General features: G+C 61.0%; 15 protein-coding genes and 2 tRNA genes. 12 read left to right on the top strand and 5 right to left on the bottom strand.

Translation table 11 applies throughout. The annotated features are described in order from the left end of the window. The first annotated feature begins 38 nt into the window (after positions 1-38). Together NR164_RS07270 and NR164_RS07265 are read left to right on the top strand one after the other, a co-directional pair. Entirely contained in the window at positions 39-1,328 is a 1,290-nt protein-coding gene (locus tag NR164_RS07270; protein ID WP_017849751.1) for an adenylosuccinate synthase, read from the top strand. 139 nt (positions 1,329-1,467) lie between these two features. After that, the gene (locus NR164_RS07265; protein ID WP_256822547.1) at positions 1,468-3,402 is read left to right on the top strand and encodes a methyl-accepting chemotaxis protein; all 1,935 of its coding nucleotides are present in this window, start codon (positions 1,468-1,470) and stop codon (positions 3,400-3,402) included. Positions 3,403-3,510: 108 nt separating this feature from the next. On the opposite strand, the gene NR164_RS07260 is transcribed toward NR164_RS07265, so the two are convergent. The 4 genes from NR164_RS07260 to NR164_RS07245 form a co-directional block, all read right to left on the bottom strand. Then, positions 3,511-5,076 carry an iron ABC transporter permease gene (locus tag NR164_RS07260; protein WP_256822545.1) on the bottom strand — a complete coding sequence of 522 codons (1,566 nt, stop codon included), beginning with the start codon at positions 5,074-5,076 and terminating at the stop codon, positions 3,511-3,513. Further along, positions 5,076-6,101: an extracellular solute-binding protein gene (locus NR164_RS07255; protein WP_079442722.1), complete on the bottom strand. Its 1,026-nt coding sequence runs from the start codon at positions 6,099-6,101 to the stop codon at positions 5,076-5,078. Before NR164_RS07255 ends, NR164_RS07260 begins: the two co-directional genes overlap by 1 nt. Positions 6,102-6,245: 144 nt before the next feature. Next, positions 6,246-6,332 (bottom strand) — tRNA-Leu (locus NR164_RS07250). Positions 6,333-6,508: 176 nt separating this feature from the next. Then, positions 6,509-6,595, bottom strand: a tRNA-Leu gene (locus NR164_RS07245). A 224-nt stretch (positions 6,596-6,819) separates the two neighbouring features. Here NR164_RS07245 and rnr point away from each other — a divergent pair. From rnr to NR164_RS07195, 10 genes are all read left to right on the top strand, one after another. After that, entirely contained in the window at positions 6,820-9,456 is a 2,637-nt protein-coding gene (gene rnr, locus NR164_RS07240) for a ribonuclease R (RefSeq protein WP_046384897.1), read from the top strand. Continuing rightward, positions 9,453-10,208 (top strand): 23S rRNA (guanosine(2251)-2'-O)-methyltransferase RlmB, encoded by a 756-nt coding sequence (rlmB, locus tag NR164_RS07235; protein ID WP_046384896.1) that lies wholly within the window; start codon positions 9,453-9,455, stop codon positions 10,206-10,208. The genes rnr and rlmB overlap by 4 nt, the downstream gene beginning before the upstream one ends. Before the next feature lie 248 nt (positions 10,209-10,456). Next, positions 10,457-10,879 (top strand): 30S ribosomal protein S6, encoded by a 423-nt coding sequence (gene rpsF, locus NR164_RS07230; protein WP_003217491.1) that lies wholly within the window; start codon positions 10,457-10,459, stop codon positions 10,877-10,879. Positions 10,880-10,907: 28 nt separating this feature from the next. Next, on the top strand, positions 10,908-11,138 hold the full coding sequence (gene rpsR / locus NR164_RS07225; RefSeq protein ID WP_002551829.1) for a 30S ribosomal protein S18: 231 nt from the start codon (positions 10,908-10,910) through the stop codon (positions 11,136-11,138). A gap of 36 nt (positions 11,139-11,174) precedes the next feature. Further along, positions 11,175-12,068, top strand: a complete 894-nt coding sequence (locus NR164_RS07220) for a hypothetical protein (RefSeq protein ID WP_057003678.1) — start codon at positions 11,175-11,177, stop codon at positions 12,066-12,068. 18 nt (positions 12,069-12,086) lie between these two features. After that, a complete protein-coding gene (gene rplI, locus NR164_RS07215) occupies positions 12,087-12,533 on the top strand; it encodes a 50S ribosomal protein L9 (RefSeq protein WP_010563337.1) in 447 nt (148 codons plus the stop codon). Between the two features lie 110 nt (positions 12,534-12,643). After that, positions 12,644-14,041 (top strand): replicative DNA helicase, encoded by a 1,398-nt coding sequence (gene dnaB / locus NR164_RS07210; RefSeq protein WP_017849744.1) that lies wholly within the window; start codon positions 12,644-12,646, stop codon positions 14,039-14,041. Positions 14,042-14,137: 96 nt separating this feature from the next. Next, entirely contained in the window at positions 14,138-16,441 is a 2,304-nt protein-coding gene (locus NR164_RS07205) for a YgiQ family radical SAM protein (protein ID WP_026140380.1), read from the top strand. A gap of 226 nt (positions 16,442-16,667) precedes the next feature. After that, on the top strand, positions 16,668-17,594 hold the full coding sequence (locus NR164_RS07200; protein ID WP_046384895.1) for a hypothetical protein: 927 nt from the start codon (positions 16,668-16,670) through the stop codon (positions 17,592-17,594). Beyond that, positions 17,594-18,034 (top strand): hypothetical protein, encoded by a 441-nt coding sequence (locus tag NR164_RS07195; protein ID WP_046384894.1) that lies wholly within the window; start codon positions 17,594-17,596, stop codon positions 18,032-18,034. Before NR164_RS07200 ends, NR164_RS07195 begins: the two co-directional genes overlap by 1 nt. 15 nt (positions 18,035-18,049) lie before the next feature. On the opposite strand, the gene NR164_RS07190 is transcribed toward NR164_RS07195, so the two are convergent. Next, entirely contained in the window at positions 18,050-18,538 is a 489-nt protein-coding gene (locus NR164_RS07190; protein ID WP_046384893.1) for a type VI secretion system tube protein Hcp, read from the bottom strand. Positions 18,539-18,636 lie beyond the last annotated feature (98 nt).

Raw genomic sequence — 18,636 nt, 5'->3', positions numbered from 1 at the left:
TCGCCGGCACCAAGTTTGCGCGAATGAGGACAAGTGTTATGGGTAAGAATGTCGTAGTCCTGGGCACCCAATGGGGTGATGAGGGCAAAGGCAAGATCGTTGATCTGCTGACCGAACATGCTGCCGCCGTAGTGCGCTACCAAGGTGGCCACAACGCTGGCCACACCCTGGTCATCGATGGCGAAAAAACCGTCTTGCACCTGATCCCGTCGGGCGTCCTGCGCGAAGGCGTGCAGTGCCTGATCGGCAACGGCGTGGTGGTTGCACCCGACGCCCTGATGCGGGAAATCACCAAGCTGGAAGAGAAAGGCGTACCGGTGCGCGAGCGCCTGCGTATCAGCCCGGCCTGCCCGCTGATCCTGTCCTTCCACGTCGCGCTGGACCAGGCCCGTGAAAAGGCCCGTGGCGAGCTGAAGATCGGTACTACCGGTCGCGGTATCGGCCCAGCCTACGAAGACAAGGTTGCGCGTCGTGGCCTGCGTGTTGGCGACCTGCTCAACATGCCGCGCTTTGAAGACAAACTGCGTGAGTTGGTGGATTACCACAACTTCATGCTGGTGGGTTACTACAAAGAGCCAGCCATCGAATTCGACAAGACCCTGGCCGAATGCAAGGAATACGCTGAGCTGCTCAAGCCGCTGATGCTGGACGTGACGGCCGAGCTGCACGACCTGCGTCGCGCTGGCAAAGACATCATGTTCGAGGGCGCCCAAGGTTCGTTGCTGGACATCGACCACGGTACCTACCCCTACGTGACCAGCTCTAACACCACCGCTGGCGGCGTCGCTACCGGTTCGGGTGTTGGCCCGATGTTCCTGGACTACATCCTGGGCATTACCAAGGCTTACACCACGCGGGTCGGTTCGGGTCCATTCCCGACTGAACTGTTCGACGAAGTGGGCGCGCACCTGGCTAAACAAGGTCACGAGTTTGGCGCGACTACTGGCCGTGCTCGTCGTTGTGGCTGGTTCGATGCCGTTATCCTGCGTCGCGCTATCGATGTGAACAGCATCTCGGGTATCTGCCTGACCAAGCTGGACGTACTCGACGGTCTGGAAACCATCAACATCTGTGTTGGCTACAAAGATGCAGAAGGTAAGGTCGTTGCCCCGACTGATGCTGACAGCTACGTAGGTCTGCAGCCGGTGTACGAAGAAGTACCGGGCTGGGTCGAATCGACCGTGGGTGCCAAGACCCTGGAAGAGCTGCCCGCCAACGCTCGTGCGTACATCAAGCGCGTTGAAGAGCTGATCGGCGCACCGATCGACATTATTTCGACGGGCCCGGACCGCAACGAGACCATCGTTCTGCGTCACCCGTTCGCTTAATAAGCTGTTGATGTAAAACGCAAAGGGCTCCTCAGGGAGCCCTTTTTCGTTTAAGTTCGCCAAACGGCACGACCCTTGCTGTGTTTCCTTCTTTCGCGGTGCTATCAAATTAATGGCACCCGTGGTGGAGGGATTCCCGATGTCTGCCGTTCTCTCATTGTTACAAAGTCGTCTGTTGCGGCCGGTGTTCGTTACCCTAGGTATCGCTCTTTTGGTGCAAGTGCTGGTGGCGGTCGCTCTTACTCGGAGCACAGTCACGGCGCTGGAAGCTGATTTGGGCAATCGCCTCGGGGTCGACAGTCAGAAACTGTCCGGCGAATTGGCCCAGGCCGGCAAGGAAGTCACATCCAGCCTGGACAGCTTGTCCAGCAGTACCCGTCAGCGTCTGACCGCTGGGCTTTCCGCGCGCCTGCAGGAAGAGCAGAAGCAACTGCGTGCGACCCTGGAAAAAGACTTGCAAGACTCCGCTAACGACATGGCGCAACTGCTGGCCTCCGTGGCGCCTCGCGCCATGTGGGACAACGATGTGCCGACGCTGTCGGAGTTCGCCCGCCGGGCCCAGCGCAATCCCAACGTGTTGTTCGTGGTCTACGACGACGCCGCCGGTGAGCATCTGACCCGCTATCTGAACCGGGAAAACCCGATCAACCAGGCGCTGCTGGAAAAGGGCAAGGGCGACCGCGCCCTGGATAAAGTGCTGGACGCCGCCAAGGCGGACCCTTCCGTGTACTACGTCGAAGCGTCCATCAGCCCCAACGGTGTCGAGATCGGCAAGGTTCGCATGGGGGTCTCGACCGCGTCGGTGGAAGCCAACCTGCAGGCGCTGGATAAGCGCTTTGCGACACTGATCGCCAGCGGCGATCAGTTGGTGGGCGATAGCCTCAAAGGTGCGGCGGCCGATAGCGCGGCCGCCATGGGCGCAAGGCTGCAGTCGGCGCAGGCGACCGCCACCCAGATGACGGCCAACACCACCAATGCCGTGCAGGACGCGGCGGGCACCTTGCGCTGGCGCATCGGTATGGGGCTCGCGGCGGTCGGCTTCGGTGTGCTGCTGTTGATCGCGGTGGTGCTCGGGCGGCGGGTGGTCAATCGCCTGAAACTGTTGATCGCGGCCATGGATGATCTGGCGGCGGGCGAGGGCGACCTGACCAAGCGTGTGCAGATCAACAGCAAAGATGAGATCGGCGACATGGCGTCGGCGGTCAATCGCTTTGTGGATAAGTTGCAGCCCATCGTGCGCGAGGCCGGCGATGTAGCGCAGCGTACCGGTGTGGAAATCGGCGCGATGACCTTGCGCAATGCCGGCGCCGACGCGGCTGCCGGTTTGCAGCGCGACGAAGTGGCCGAGAGCCTGCGCGCGTTGTCGCAGATGGCGGATGAGGCGCAGGCCGAAAGCCATGCGATGCAGGCCGCGCTGCAACAGGTGGTGGATATTCGCCAGGCCACGGATGAAAACTCACGCACTTCGGCTGAAGTCGGCAGCTTGATCGAAGCGCTGGCGGGCCAGGTGCAGGCCGGTTCCAAGGTCATCGAGCGCCTCGCCGCGCAAAGCGAGCAGATCGAAGTGGTATTGACGGTGATCCATGGCATCGCCGAGCAGACCAACCTGCTGGCGCTCAACGCGGCCATCGAAGCGGCGCGTGCCGGTGAGACCGGGCGTGGCTTTGCGGTGGTGGCGGACGAGGTGCGTGCGCTGGCGAGTAAAACCCAAAGCTCCACCGGCGATATCCAGGCACATATCGTGGCGTTGCAGCAGGGCGCGCGCGAGGCGGTCGAAACCATCGGCAAGGCCGGGCGCCAGGCCAACGAAGGCTTGCTGGTGCTGCGCGACAGTGTGCGCTTGCAGCAGACGGTGCAGGCCTCGGTGGAGCAGGTACATGCGGCGATTGGCCTGGCCACTCGTGCGGCCGAGCATCAGGCCCAGGGCGCGCATGCGGTGCGTGGGCGGGTCGAGGTGATCCATGCCCAGGCCGAGCGTGCCGCACAGGCTGTGGTGGAAACCACGGCCAGCGGCAAGGTGCTGGATGGCTTGGCGGCGCAGTTGAAGGCGAGCCTGGGGCAGTTCCGGGCTTAGTGTGGTCTGTGCCGTCGCTATCGGGAGCAAGCTCCCTCCCACATTCGACTGCATTCCAAAGCTGGAACCCAGTCAACTGTGGGAGGGGGCTTGCCCCCGATAGCGGTTTCAGCGACTCAGATACATCCGCGTCGTGAGCAAATAAACCGGCAACCCCGACACCAGAATCAACAACGCCGCATACGGCGCCGCCGCCGCGAATTCGATATTCGAGGTGTGCGCCCACACCGCTGTCGCCAGGGTATTCAGCCCGGTTGGGCTGAGCAGTAATGTCGCGGTCAATTCCTTCATCGCATCGAGAAATACCAGCGCGAATGCCGCCCCCAAAGCCGGGAAAATAATCGGCAGGGTCACTCGGCAAAAGGCACTGAACGACGACGCACCCAGCGTGCGTGCCGCCTCTTCCAACTGCGGTGCCGCCTTGTTCAAGGCTGTCCGGATCGGCGCCTGGGCCAGCGGCAGAAACAGCAGCGCATAGGCAATCAACAGCAGTGCCGACGTCTGGTACAGCGCCGGCACGTAGTGCAAGGCGAAGTACACCAGCGTCAGCGCAATCACCAGGCCGGGCAGGGCGTGCAGCAAGTACGGCAGGCGCTCGGCCCAGAGCGCCAGCGGGCCTTTGTAGCGCACCACCAGCAACCCCACCGGCACCGCGAGTGCCAGGCACAGCGCCGCGCCGCCCAGCGACAGCGCCAGGGAGGACAGCAGCGCCTCACCAATCTCGGCCACCGGGAACGCGGCCGACGAGCCCACCGCCAGCCAATAGCCGAGCATCCCCAGCGGAATGCCGCTGCCGATGATCGCCAACGCCAGGCAATACAGCTGCCCCAATGGCGCCCACTTGCCCAGTCGGACCTGTTCCGCATGCCGCGCCGCGCCCTGGCCGATCCGCACATGTCGGCCCTTGCCGCGCACGCGCAGTTCCAGCCACAGCAGTGTCAGGCACATTGCCAGCAACACCGCCGACAGCATCGCTGCATTGGCGTTGCTGAATTCCAGTTCGAATTGCTGATAGATCGCCGTAGTAAAGGTCTGCAGGCCGATGATCGACAGCGCGCCGAATTCCACCAGCATATGCAGCGCGATCAACAATGCCCCGGCCAACAGCGACGGCCACAGCAAGGGCAGGGTGATGCGCCGGAACACGCCCCAGCGATTCAGCCCCAGGGTGCGCGCGGACTCTTCGAGGGAGGGGTCGAGATTGCGCAGGGTCGCCGCCACCGGCAGAAACACCAGCGGGTATTTCGACAGGGTCATCACCAGGATCGCCCCGCCGAGCCCTTCGAGGTTGGCGCTCAGCGACACCCAGGTGAAGCTGCTGACAAACGCCGGCACCGCAAACGGCAGGCACAGGATCACGCCCCAGAGGCGGCGCCCCGGCAGGTTGCTGCGCTCCAGCAGCCAGGCGAGAGATAGGCCGATCACGCCGCACGCCAGTGTGACCCCGACCATCAGCGCCAGGGTGTTGCGCAGCAGCCCGAACACATACGGGCGCCACAGCAGATGCACGGCCTCCGCCCAGCCCGCTTGCCAGGCCTTGAGCCCGACATACGCCAGCGGCAACAGGCTCAAGCCCACCAGGAGCAGCACGGGTAGTAACAGCCAGATCGACGGGCGCTTGCGTCGCGGGCTGTAGCCCCCGCGCAGGGCGGGAGCGCGGAGCGATGGGTTCATCAGTTCAGGCCAACGTCACGTTCCAGGTCCAGGGCTTCTTGCGCGTTACCCAGGTCGGCGGGGGTGACTTTCGGCGGTTGCAGCTCGCTGAACGGCTTCAGGCCGCGACTGGACTCCATGCCCTTGCGCAGCGGGTATTCGGCCGAGGTGTTGGTGATCACGCGCTGGCCTTCTTCGCTGACCATGAACGCCAGCAGTTGCTGGGCTTCTTGCGGGTGCTTGCTGGATTTCAGCGCGGCAGCGGAAGACACGGTGATCAGGCCGCCGGCATCGCCGTTGGTGAAGTAGTGCAGTTGCGAGTCCAGGTTGGTTTTTTCCTTCTTCAGGGCAAACCAGTAGTAGTTGTTCACCAGCACGCTGGCGACTTCGCCGTTTTCCACGGCTTTGAGGGCGACCATATTGTTGCTGTACACCTTGCCGAAGGCGCGCAGGCCGGTCAGCCATTCTTCGGCGGCTTCGCGACCGTGCAGCTTGATGATCGCCACGGCTTGCTCCTGGAACGCGCCGCTGGTGGGCACGAAGCCGACCTTGCCTTGCCATTCGGGGCGGGCGAAATCCAGTACCGACTTGGGCAGGTCTTTCTCGGCGATCAGTTTCGGGTTGAAGGCCACGACGCGGGTGCGTGCGGTCACGCCCATCCAGTCACCCTGGCTGCCGATGTAATCCTTGGGCAATACCTCGAGGGTGCCGGCGTCGATTTTCGCCAGCAGGCCTTGCTCGCCGAGTTTGTTCAACGGCGGCGATTCTTCGGTGTAGATCACATCGGCCGGGGAGCGCGCGCCTTCTTCGACGACCTGGCTGGCCAGCTGGTTGCTGCTGCCTTTGCGCACGTTGACGTGAATGCCGGTCTTGGCTTCGAAGGCTTTGGCGAGTTCATCGCCGACTTCTTTGTGTTGGCCGTTGTACAGGGTCAGGGCAACCTTGTCGGCGCAATAGGCGGTGGGCGAGAGCAGGGTCAGGCTGAGCAGAGTGAGGCTAAGGCCACGCAGAAGGGATGTCTTGAGATGGGTGCCACGGATCATCATCCGGAAGTTTCCTCGCTTGAGTGCAACAAATCGTTGCAAGGATAAACGATAAAGCTTCTCAAGTGCGGATGAAGGAGAAATCCATGGGGCGGTTTTCACACCCCAGAAACGAAAAAACCCGCTTTCGCGGGTTTGATCTGAATTTGGTGCCCAGGAGAAGACTCGAACTTCCACGACCTTGCGATCACCAGCACCTGAAGCTGGCGTGTCTACCAATTTCACCACCTGGGCATTATCAAGCAACGTTGCCGCTGTTGATGGAGCGAACTATACGGAGCGCTTTTTGATCTGTAAACCCCTGATTCGAAAATATAAATCAGTTTTTCGTTAAGAATCAAAGGACTGTAACGCAAAAACCCGCTTTCGCGGGTTTCTGGATAACTCAAGGCTGACCTCGAGTTTTGAATTGGTGCCCAGAAGAAGACTCGAACTTCCACGACCTTGCGGTCACCAGCACCTGAAGCTGGCGTGTCTACCAATTTCACCATCTGGGCAGTATCTTCAACGTTGCCGTCGTCGATGGCGCGCACTATACGGAGTGGCTTTTGAACTGTAAACCCCTGCCATGAAAAAAGCCTGGAAAATTTCGCCAATGGTCGTACAAGGTGCGTGTTGGGGGTCACAAAGTGCTTTAAAACGCTTGTTGACGCCTGAAATTTCCCGTTTCAATACGCGTATGCCAAACTAACCCGCATATAGACAAGGTGAAAACTCTCTAATGGCCGATTGGCAGTCCCTCGATCCCGAGGCCGCTCGTGAAGCGGAAAAATATGAAAACCCTATTCCTAGCCGCGAACTGATCCTGGCGCATCTCGCCGATCGTGGTTCGCCTGCTAGCCGCGAGCAGCTGGTTGAAGAATTCGGTCTGACCACCGAAGACCAGCTCGAAGCCCTGCGCCGCCGTCTGCGTGCCATGGAGCGCGATGCTCAGTTGATCTACACCCGCCGTGGCACCTATGCGCCCGTGGACAAGCTCGACCTGATCCTGGGTCGCATTGCCGGCCACCGTGACGGCTTTGGCTTCCTGATCCCGGATGACGGCAGCGACGACCTGTTCATGAGCCCGGCGCAAATGCGCCTGGTGTTCGATGGCGACCGTGCGCTGGCGCGCGTGTCGGGCCTGGACCGTCGCGGCCGCCGTGAAGGCGTGATCGTCGAAGTGGTGTCCCGTGCCCATGAGTCCATCGTCGGGCGTTACTTCGAAGAAGGCGGCATCGGCTTCGTCATTCCGGACAACCCGAAGGTCCAGCAGGAAGTGCTGGTGACCCCGGGCCGCAATGGCGCGGCCAAGGTCGGTCAGTTCGTGGAGGTGAAAATCACCCACTGGCCGACCCCGCGCTTCCAGCCTCAGGGCGATATCATCGAAGTGGTCGGCAACTACATGGCGCCGGGCATGGAAATCGACGTCGCGCTGCGCACCTACGATATTCCTCACGTCTGGCCCGAAGCCGTGCTCAAGGAAGCCGCCAAGCTCAAGCCGGAAGTCGAAGAGAAAGACAAGGAAAAGCGCATCGACCTGCGCCATCTGCCGTTCGTCACCATCGACGGCGAAGACGCCCGCGACTTCGACGATGCGGTGTATTGCGAAGCCAAGCCTGGCAAGTTGCGCCTGTTCTCCGGCGGCTGGAAGTTGTACGTGGCGATTGCCGACGTCTCCAGCTACGTGAAGATCGGTTCGGCGCTGGATAACGAAGCCCAGGTGCGCGGCAACTCCGTGTATTTCCCTGAGCGCGTGATCCCGATGCTGCCTGAGCAGCTGTCCAACGGCCTGTGCTCGCTGAACCCGAAAGTCGACCGTTTGGCCATGGTGTGCGAGATGACCCTCTCGAAAACCGGCGAAATGACCGACTACCAGTTCTACGAAGCGGTGATCCACTCCCAGGCGCGCCTGACCTACAACAAGGTCAGCACCATCCTGGAAACGCCGAAGACCAGCGAAGCCAAGGCCCTGCGTACCGAATACGCCGGTGTGGTGCCGCATCTCAAGCAGCTGTATGCGCTGTACAAGGTGCTGCTGGGCGCACGTCATGTGCGTGGCGCGATCGATTTTGAAACCCAGGAAACCCGGATCATCTTCGGTTCCGAGCGCAAGATCGCCGAGATCACCCCGACCACCCGCAACGACGCGCACAAGCTGATCGAGGAATGCATGCTGGCGGCCAACGTGGCCACCGCTGAATTCCTGAAGAAGCACGAAATTCCTGCGCTGTACCGGGTACACGACGGCCCGCCGCCGGAGCGTCTGGAAAAACTGCGCGCCTTCCTCGGCGAGCTCGGCCTGTCCCTGCATAAAGGCAAGGACGGCCCGTCGCCGAAGGATTACCAGGCACTGCTGGCCAGCATCAAGGACCGTCCGGATTTCCACCTGATCCAGACCGTGATGCTGCGTTCGCTGAGCCAGGCGGTGTACAGCGCCGACAATCAGGGCCACTTCGGCCTGAATTACGAGGCGTACACCCACTTCACCTCACCGATCCGTCGTTACCCGGACTTGCTCACGCACCGTGCGATCCGCAGCGTGATCCACTCCAAGCAGGACACCCCGCACGTCAAGCGCGCCGGTGCCATGACCATTCCGAAGGCGCGGATCTATCCTTACGACGAAGCGGCCCTGGAACAGCTCGGCGAGCAGTGCTCCATGAGCGAGCGCCGTGCCGACGAAGCCACCCGCGACGTCGTGAACTGGCTCAAGTGCGAGTTCATGAAGGACCGCGTGGGCGAGTCGTTCCCTGGCGTGATCACGGCCGTGACCGGCTTTGGCCTGTTTGTCGAACTGACCGATATCTACGTCGAGGGCCTGGTGCATGTCACCGCCTTGCCGGGTGACTACTACCACTTCGATCCTGTGCATCACCGCCTGGCGGGCGAGCGTACCGGTCGCAGTTTCCGCCTGGGCGACACGGTCGAAGTGCGCGTCATGCGCGTCGACCTGGACGAACGCAAGATCGACTTCGAGATGGCCGAAAAAACCATCGCCGCGCCGATCGGCCGTAAAAAACGTGGCAGCGAAACCGCCGCGCCGGCCACCCAAGGCAAGGGCGCTCCTGCGAAAGCAGCGGTTGCCGAGCCTGCGCCGGCCAAGGCCAGTCGTCGTCCGGCGGCCAAGGACAAGGTTCCCGAGGCCTACCGCCCAAGCGATGCAGCGGCGAAAAACGCCGAACTGCGCAGAAGCCGTGAGTTGAAGCAGCAGTTGCTCAACGAAGCCAAAAGCGGTGGTAAAGCGGCGTCTGGGGGAAAGCCCCACACGGCGGAAAAGCCGTCGAGCAAGCCCAGTAAACACCGTAAAGGCCCGCCAAAAGCGGGTTCGGCCCCCGCGAAAAGCGGCGGGTCGCGTAAACCTAAGGCCAAGTCATGAGTCTGGAAAAAATCTACGGCGTCCACGCCGTAGAAGCACTGCTGCGTCATCACCCTAAACGCGTCAAACAGGTTTGGCTGGCCGAAGGTCGCAGCGAGCCGCGTGTGCAGGCGCTGGTCGAGCTGGCCAACGAAAACCGCGTGGCGATCGGCCAGGCCGAGCGTCGCGAAATGGACGTGTGGGTTGAAGGCGTCCACCAAGGCGTCGTCGCGGATGTCAGCCCGAGCCAGGTGTGGGGCGAGGCGATGCTCGACGAACTGCTCGACCGCACCGAAGGCGCACCGCTGTTGCTGGTGCTGGACGGCGTGACCGACCCGCACAACCTCGGCGCCTGCCTGCGTTCTGCGGATGCTGCCGGTGCGCTGGCGGTGATTGTGCCCAAGGACAAGTCGGCCACGTTGACGCCAGTTGTGCGTAAAGTCGCATGCGGCGCGGCGGAAGTGATTCCGTTGGTGGCCGTGACCAACCTCGCGCGCACCCTGGAGAAACTCCAGCAGCGCGGCCTGTGGGTCGTGGGCACGGCGGGGGAGGCCGAGGTCAGTATTTATGACCAGGACCTCACTGGCCCGACCATCCTGATCATGGGCGCCGAAGGCAAAGGCATGCGTCGCCTGACCCGCGAGCATTGCGATTATCTGGTTCATCTGCCGATGGCTGGCAGCGTCAGCAGTCTCAACGTGTCGGTCGCTACCGGCGTGTGCCTGTTCGAAGCCCAGCGCCAGCGCGGTGCGAAGGCCAAGACCAAGAAGTAATGTCGGGCCTGGCATAGATGCAAAATGTGGGAGGGAGCAAGCCCTCTCCCACTTTTGTTTTGTGGTGCCTGGAAGATTGTTCAAATAATCACCAATCACCTTGCGCCCTTCCTCCCCCTTCTCTACAATTGCGCCCCTTGCCTTCCTGGCAGGCACCGATGTGCCTCCCTGCGGCAAGATCCATAAGTGTCATTCACTCCTTGTCTGACCGTTTTTGAGCGGCAGGCTACAACCCGTAAGGAGCATTCATGCGTCATTACGAAATCATCTTTTTGGTCCACCCGGATCAAAGCGAGCAAGTCGGCGGCATGGTAGAGCGTTACACCAAGCTGATCGAAGAAGACGGCGGCAAAATCCACCGTCTGGAAGATTGGGGCCGTCGTCAACTGGCCTACGCAATCAACAATGTTCACAAGGCTCACTACGTGATGCTGAACGTTGAATGCACTGGCAAGGCCCTGGCCGAGCTGGAAGACAACTTCCGCTACAACGATGCTGTGATCCGTAACCTGGTCATCCGTCGCGAAGAAGCCGTTACCGGCCAATCCGAGATGCTCAAGGCTGAAGAAAACCGCAGTGAGCGCCGTGAGCGTCGCGACCGTCCTGAGCACGAAGGCGCTGAAAGCGCTGATAGTGATGACAGCGACAACAGCGATAACGCTGACGAGTAATCCACGGACCTTTTAAGGAGCCTATCAAATGGCACGTTTCTTCCGTCGTCGTAAATTCTGCCGCTTCACCGCTGAAGACGTGAAAGAGATCGATTACAAAGATCTCAACACTCTGAAAGCCTACGTATCCGAGACCGGCAAAATCGTTCCAAGCCGTATCACCGGTACCAAAGCACGTTATCAGCGTCAGCTGGCCACCGCTATCAAGCGCGCCCGCTTCCTGGCCCTGCTGGCCTACACCGACAGCCACGGCCGCTGAGACCGGGCAGTCGACAAGTAGTAAGGGATTGAATGCATGCGCGCCTTAGCTGAGTTCATCATGCGCGGTCGCGTGCAGGCCACTCTGGTAGTGGCTGGATGTGCAGCATTGCCGTTGTTGTATTGGTTGGGTGCTGCCGCGGGATGCCTTGTGCTTCTGCGGCGCGGTTTGCAGGATGCCGTTGGCGTCCTGGCCCTGGGGTTGCTGGCTGCCTTGATCTGGTGGCTGCAATTGGGCGAACCCAAAGTGCTTATGGTGCTGCTGGGGTCGTCGAGCCTTGCGTTGGTTTTACGCGCAAGTGAGTCCTGGGTCCGCACGCTGCTGGTCAGCGTGGCATTGGGGTTGGTGTTTTCAGTGTTGCTCGGCGCGGCTTTCCACCCGCAAATCGAGGCGCTGGCGCAAGAGATCGTCAAGGTCCTGCCGCTGGCTCTCGGGGAGCTCTACCAGCAATTGTCGGTAGACGAGCGAGCGCGCCTTGCGGCGCTGATAGCACCGGCCCTGATCGGCCTGATGGCGGTGGTGTTGCAGATTGTCAGTGTGCTGAGCCTGATGCTTGGGCGTTACTGGCAGGCGTTGTTGTACAACCCGGGTGGTTTTGGTCGCGAGTTTCGCAGTATCAGAATCCCCGCGGGCCCGGCGATGTTGCTGCTGGCATGCATGGTGGTCGGACCGAACTTCGGTCCAGAGGCGGCCTTGTTATTGCTGTTTTGCAGCGTACCGCTGGTGTTCTCCGGGCTGGCCCTGATTCACGGGCTGGTGGCGCAGAAGCGCCTGGCCAGGTTCTGGCTGGTGGGGTTGTACGTCACGCTGATGCTGTTCATGCAGCTGATCTATCCGTTACTCGTGGTTTTGGCCATTGTCGACGGCCTGATTGATTTTCGCGGTCGTCTGGCGCCGAAAGACGCCGATAACGCGAACGGTGAAGGTTAAAAGTTAGAGGATTTTCACATGCAACTGATCCTTCTGGAAAAAGTCGCCAACCTGGGCAACCTGGGCGACAAAGTGAACGTTAAGGCCGGCTACGGTCGTAACTACCTGCTGCCATACGGCAAAGCCACCGCTGCAACCGCTGCCAACCTGGCTGCGTTTGAAGAGCGTCGTGCTGAGCTGGAAAAAGCAGCAGCAGACAAAAAAGCTTCGGCCGAAACTCGCGCTGCCCAACTGGCTGAGCTGGAAGTGACTATCACTGCCACCGCCGGTGACGAAGGCAAGCTGTTCGGTTCGATCGGCACCCACGACATCGCTGACGCACTGACCGCCTCTGGCGTTGAAGTTGCGAAAAGCGAAGTTCGTCTGCCGAACGGCACCATCCGCAACGTAGGTGAATTCGACGTAGCCGTGCACCTGCACGCTGAAGTTGAAGCCACTGTACGCGTTGTCGTGGTAGCAGCTTAAGTCGCACCTAACTGACTGGCACCTCGCGTGCCAGGCGGTTAACATCGGGCACGATCCTGTTTACAGGTCGTGCCTTTTGTTTTTTACACACCCCCTAATTCCAAGTGGCCATGAACGATATTTCAGCTCCTGAGCAATACGATCTGCAAACCGCTGCCCTGAAGGTGCCGCCGCATTCCATCGAGGCCGAACAGGCCGTGCTCGGTGGTTTGATGCTGGACAACAACGCCTGGGAACGCGTGCTGGATCAAGTCTCGGACGGTGATTTCTATCGTCATGACCACCGCCTGATCTTCCGCGCCATCGCCAAGCTGGCCGACCAGAACTCACCGATCGACGTGGTGACCCTGGCCGAGCAACTGGACAAGGAAGGCCAGACCTCCCAGGTCGGCGGCCTGGGCTACCTCGGTGAGTTGGCCAAAAACACGCCATCCGTCGCCAACATCAAGGCGTATGCCCAGATCGTTCGCGAGCGCGCCACCTTGCGCCAGTTGATCGGCATCAGCACCGAAATCGCCGACAGCGCCTTCAACCCCGAAGGTCGCAGCGCCGCCGAGATCCTTGACGAGGCCGAGCGCCAGATCTTCCAGATCGCCGAAGCCCGGCCGAAAACCGGCGGCCCGGTCAGCGTCAACGACCTGCTGACCAAGGCCATCGACCGTATCGATACGCTGTTCAACACCGACAATGCCATCACCGGCATCTCCACCGGTTACACCGACCTCGACGAGAAGACCAGCGGCCTGCAGCCGTCCGACCTGATCATCGTCGCCGGCCGTCCATCCATGGGTAAAACCACCTTTGCGATGAACCTGGTGGAAAACGCCGTGTTGCGCAGTGACAAGACCGTGCTGGTGTACTCCCTGGAGATGCCAGGCGAATCGCTGATCATGCGGATGCTCTCGTCCCTGGGCCGTATCGACCAGACCAAAGTGCGTGCCGGTCGCCTGGAAGACGACGATTGGCCGCGCCTGACCTCGGCGGTCAACCTGCTCAACGACCGCAAGCTGTTCATCGATGACACCGCGGGCATCAGCCCGTCGGAGATGCGCGCGCGTACCCGCCGCCTGGTGCGTGAACACGGCGATATCGCCCTGATCATGATCGACTACCTGCAACTGATGCAGATCCCGGGTTCCAGCGGCGACAACCGGACCAACGAGATTTCCGAGATCTCCCGGTCCTTGAAAGCCCTGGCCAAGGAATTCAACTGCCCGGTGGTGGCGCTGTCGCAGCTCAACCGTTCCCTGGAACAACGCCCCAACAAGCGCCCGGTGAACTCCGACTTGCGTGAATCCGGAGCGATCGAGCAGGATGCCGACGTGATCATGTTCGTCTACCGCGACGAGGTGTATCACCCGGAGACCGAGCACAAAGGCATTGCCGAAATCATCATCGGCAAGCAGCGGAACGGCCCGATCGGCTTTATCCGCCTGGCGTTCATCGGCAAATACACGCGTTTCGAGAACCTTGCGCCGGGCAGTTACAACTTCGACGACGACGAATAATCCTTCTGTTCAATTCCTACTGTTATCGTCGGAATTGGTCAAAATTTGTGCTATATTCCGCGCCCGCGATTTTTCATCTCAACACCGGTCACCGTCATGCAAACAGCCAAGCCGTTATTTGACTATCCCAAGTACTGGGCCGAATGTTTCGGTCCTGCGCCATTCCTGCCGATGAGCAGGGAGGAGATGGATCAGCTTGGCTGGGATTCCTGCGACATCATCATCGTCACCGGTGATGCCTACGTTGACCATCCGTCGTTCGGCATGGCGATCATCGGCCGGCTGCTGGAGTCCCAGGGCTTCCGCGTCGGGATCATTGCCCAGCCGAACTGGCAGTCCAAAGACGACTTCATGAAGCTCGGCGAGCCGAACCTGTTCTTCGGCGTCGCGGCCGGCAACATGGACTCGATGATCAACCGCTACACCGCCGACAAGAAAATCCGCTCCGACGACGCCTACACCCCTGGCGGCATGGCCGGCAAACGCCCGGACCGCGCGAGCCTGGTGTACAGCCAGCGTTGCAAGGAAGCCTACAAGAACGTGCCGATCGTGCTCGGTGGCATCGAAGCGTCCCTGCGCCGCATCGCCCACTACGACTACTGGCAGGACCGGGTGCGCAACTCGATCCTGATCGACGCCACCGCCGACATCCTGCTGTACGGCAACGCCGAGCGGGCCATCGTCGAAGTGGCCCAGCGCCTGTCGTGGGGCCACAAGATCGAAGACATCACCGATGTGCGCGGCACCGCGTTCATTCGCCGTGATACGCCCGAAGGCTGGTATGAGGTGGACTCCACCCGTATCGACCGTCCGGGCAAGGTCGACAAGATCATCAACCCATACGTGAATACCCAGGACACCCAGGCCTGCGCCATCGAGCAGGAAAAGGGGCCGGTTGAAGATCCGCAGGAAGCCAAGGTCGTGCAGATCCTGGCCAGCCCGCGCATGACCCGTGAGAAGACCGTGATCCGCCTGCCATCGGTGGAAAAAGTCCGTGGTGACGCGGTGCTTTATGCCCACGCCAACCGCGTGTTGCACCTGGAAACCAACCCAGGCAACGCCCGGGCCCTGGTGCAGAAACACGGCGAAGTGGACGTGTGGTTCAACCCGCCGCCCATTCCGATGACCACCGAAGAAATGGACTACGTGTTTGGCATGCCTTACGCACGTGTCCCGCACCCGGCGTATGGCAAGGAAAAAATCCCGGCCTACGACATGATCCGTTTCTCGGTGAACATCATGCGCGGCTGCTTCGGCGGCTGTACCTTCTGCTCGATCACCGAGCATGAAGGCCGGATCATCCAGAACCGTTCCGAAGAGTCGATCATTCGCGAGATCGAAGAAATCCGCGACAAGGTTCCGGGTTTCACCGGCGTGATTTCCGACCTCGGCGGCCCGACCGCGAACATGTACCGCATCGCCTGCAAGAGCCCGGAAATCGAATCCGCGTGCCGCAAGCCGTCGTGCGTGTTCCCTGGCATCTGCCCGAACCTGAACACCGACCACTCGTCGCTGATCCAGTTGTATCGCAGCGCCCGTGCGTTGCCGGGTGTGAAGAAGATCCTGATCGCCTCCGGCCTGCGCTACGACCTGGCCGTTGAGTCGCCGGAGTATGTGAAGGAACTGGTCACCCACCACGTCGGTGGTTACCTGAAGATCGCCCCGGAACACACCGAGGAAGGTCCGCTCAACCAGATGATGAAACCGGGCATCGGCAGCTATGACAAGTTCAAGCGCATGTTCGAGAAGTACACCAAGGAAGCGGGCAAGGAACAGTACCTGATCCCGTACTTCATCGCCGCCCACCCTGGCACCACCGATGAAGACATGATGAACCTGGCCCTGTGGCTCAAGGGCAACGGCTTCCGCGCCGACCAGGTGCAGGCGTTCTACCCGTCGCCGATGGCCACCGCCACCGCGATGTACCACTCGGGCAAGAACCCGCTGCGCAAGGTCACCTACAAGAGCGACGCGGTGACCATCGTCAAGAGCGAAGAACAGCGCCGTCTGCACAAGGCGTTCCTGCGCTACCACGACCCGAAAGGCTGGCCGATGCTGCGCGAAGCACTGACCCGCATGGGCCGCGCCGACCTGATCGGGCCGGGCAAGGATCAACTGATCCCGTTGCACCAACCGGCCACCGACAGCTACCAGAGCGCGCGTCGCAAAAACTCGACGCCGGCCGGCAGCCACAAGGTCGCCAAGGAAACCACCACCAGGATCCTCACCCAGCACACCGGCCTGCCGCCCCGTGGCAGCGACGGCAGCAACCCGTGGGACAAGCGCGAGCAAGCCAAGGCCGCGGCCATGGCGCGCAACAAGCAGGCCGCCAAGGAACGCGCGGATGCGGCCAAGGGCAAGGGCGGCAAGCCAGCCCGCAAGCCGGTGGTACCGCGTTGATCGTTGCCTGAATATGCCAAACGCCAGCCTCGTGCTGGCGTTTTGCTTTCTAGCCGGTGGGGAGTCTGTTTGTTAAGGTGGCGGCCATTAAATCGCTATCGGGAGCAAGCCGAATCGTCGCATCGGCCCTCCCACATTTTGAATGTATTCACACTTCAAATGTGGGAGGGGGCTTGCCCCCGATGGCGTCAGTCCAGTCCCCAACTTTTCAAGGAAGAACACCCCCATGAGCAACCCCCTGCTCAACATCGGCATGGACTCCAATCGCTCGCAGTTCATGGCGCGCCAGCGCATCGAGAGTGAAGTCGACCTGCCTCGGCTGTTTGCCATCATCGACGCCGACCCCGGCATCGTCGGCGCGGGCGTGGTGTATATCGATGCTGACTTCAACGTCGTGACCCTGCGCGAGTTCAAGCCGATCTGCAGCATTCGACCCAAGCGCATCATTGTGCGCGAGGCGCAGAAATACATCGCCCCGGCGCAGTTCGCCGACCAAGTGTTGAACAACCCGCGCGAGTCGCGACTGGTGAGTGAAGCCTTCAACACCACGTTGTCCTGCGGCGGCGCGGTCATTGGCTGGCTGGTGGTGTTGAGCGGCACCATCGCTATCCCGTTCACCGCTGGGGCCAGCACGGTCGTGACAGCCATCGGCTATACCGCCGCCTCGGCCAGCACCGTGTCGTGCCTGGTTGGTGGGTTCCGCACGCGCAACGAAATCGTCAACCCGTCGATGAATGATTACCTGGATAACGAAGAGTGGTACCAGACGGCGACCAAAGTCCTCGACGGTGCCGCCTTGGTCGGCGTGGGCGCCTCGGCGCTGACGACAGTCAAGCTGGTCAACGTCACTCGTGCGGCCACGGGTAAAAGCCTGCGTCAGGTGCTCAAAGGCCTGAACGGGCAGGAGCGGGAGAAACTCACCAAAGAGCTGCTGAAAGTGGCCGACCCGCAAATGTCGAACAAGATGCGCAAGCTGCTGCAACTGAGCGGCGAGTTGCCCAAACGCTTTACGCCGACCCAGCTCAAGCACGCCACCTATGTCCAATTGGGCGATGCCTTCAGTGCGGGGCTGAGCGTCTGGGGCTTGAAGCGTTCGGATAACTACAAACAGGCCAAGACCTTCGCGATTGGCTTGTACGAAGAGGCCGAGTGATGGGTGGTGTTCCTTCGCTTAAACCGTTTTTGCTGGAGCATTTTCCCGCATTCATCGGCGTGATTCTCGCTGGTTGCCTCGGCGGTTCGGCGGCGATTTCCCTGGCGGCCAGCACCTATTTTTCCGACGTGCCCATGGCAACCAATGCCACTGTGTCCTGGTTCGTGGTGATAGCCGCCGCACTGTTCGTGGCCAACAGCAACTTCCTGGTGGTGCGCGGCCGAGCCTGGGGCGTGTGGGCGATGGTGGCGTTTTTTGCGGTGTGCCTGTTGGTCGTGCTGCCGACACTGCTCTACCGGCCGCACTGGTTTATCTACAGTGAAAGCCTGTTCTGGCCATTGCTGGGGTTGTTGCTGATCAACAGCAAGGGCTATCGGTCGATGGTCAAGAAGTTGGTTGAAGTGCGGCGGTTGCGGGAGGCGGCCAAGGCGGGGCTGTAGCCTCGGCACGTGGTTTCAGATTTTGACGTTCTGGCGAATGTTCCAGCCGTATTTGACGGCGCCGCCGTCCTTGCCGCCGTCGGATTTCTGCGGCTGGTAGCTGACTTCGACCGTGGCGAAGTTCAGGGCTATCACCTCAGTCAGCACATCGCTGCTGGTCACCGCGTCGGTTTGGTAGGACGTGACCATCACTTCCTTCAGCGTGATCACCAGATACTCCACGGCATTGCTGCCACCGGCCTTGCGCACCACCAACCGTGCCTCCGGGTAATGCTTGCCGGTGGAGCAGGCCATCATCAGGTTGGGTGAAGACTTGTCCATGACCTTGGAGACAGACAGGTTTTCAATATTGACCTTGCCGGCACCGCCGCCGCTGCCGGTATGCATCGAACCGGTCTGGGACATGCCCCAGCCCCATCGGCTGATCTCGATTTCGTCGCGATGGGCCTGGTCTTTGGACTCGCCCTTGATGTCCCCCAGCTTCAAAAACATATCAGTTGCCATTGTCACTCCCTGTTTTGGTGTGCGCCGGTAGTGGCGCGGGGCGTACTTTTTCTTATTCGGGATATGGCTTACAAGGTGCGGCATCACGATCAGGAAGT

Origin of the sequence: Pseudomonas sp. Pse79 (assembly GCF_024519615.1) — a bacterium.
GTDB lineage: Bacteria > Pseudomonadota > Gammaproteobacteria > Pseudomonadales > Pseudomonadaceae > Aquipseudomonas > Aquipseudomonas veronii.
Note: the sequence above shows the minus strand (reverse complement) of the source record. Positions and strands in the feature narration are given on the sequence as shown.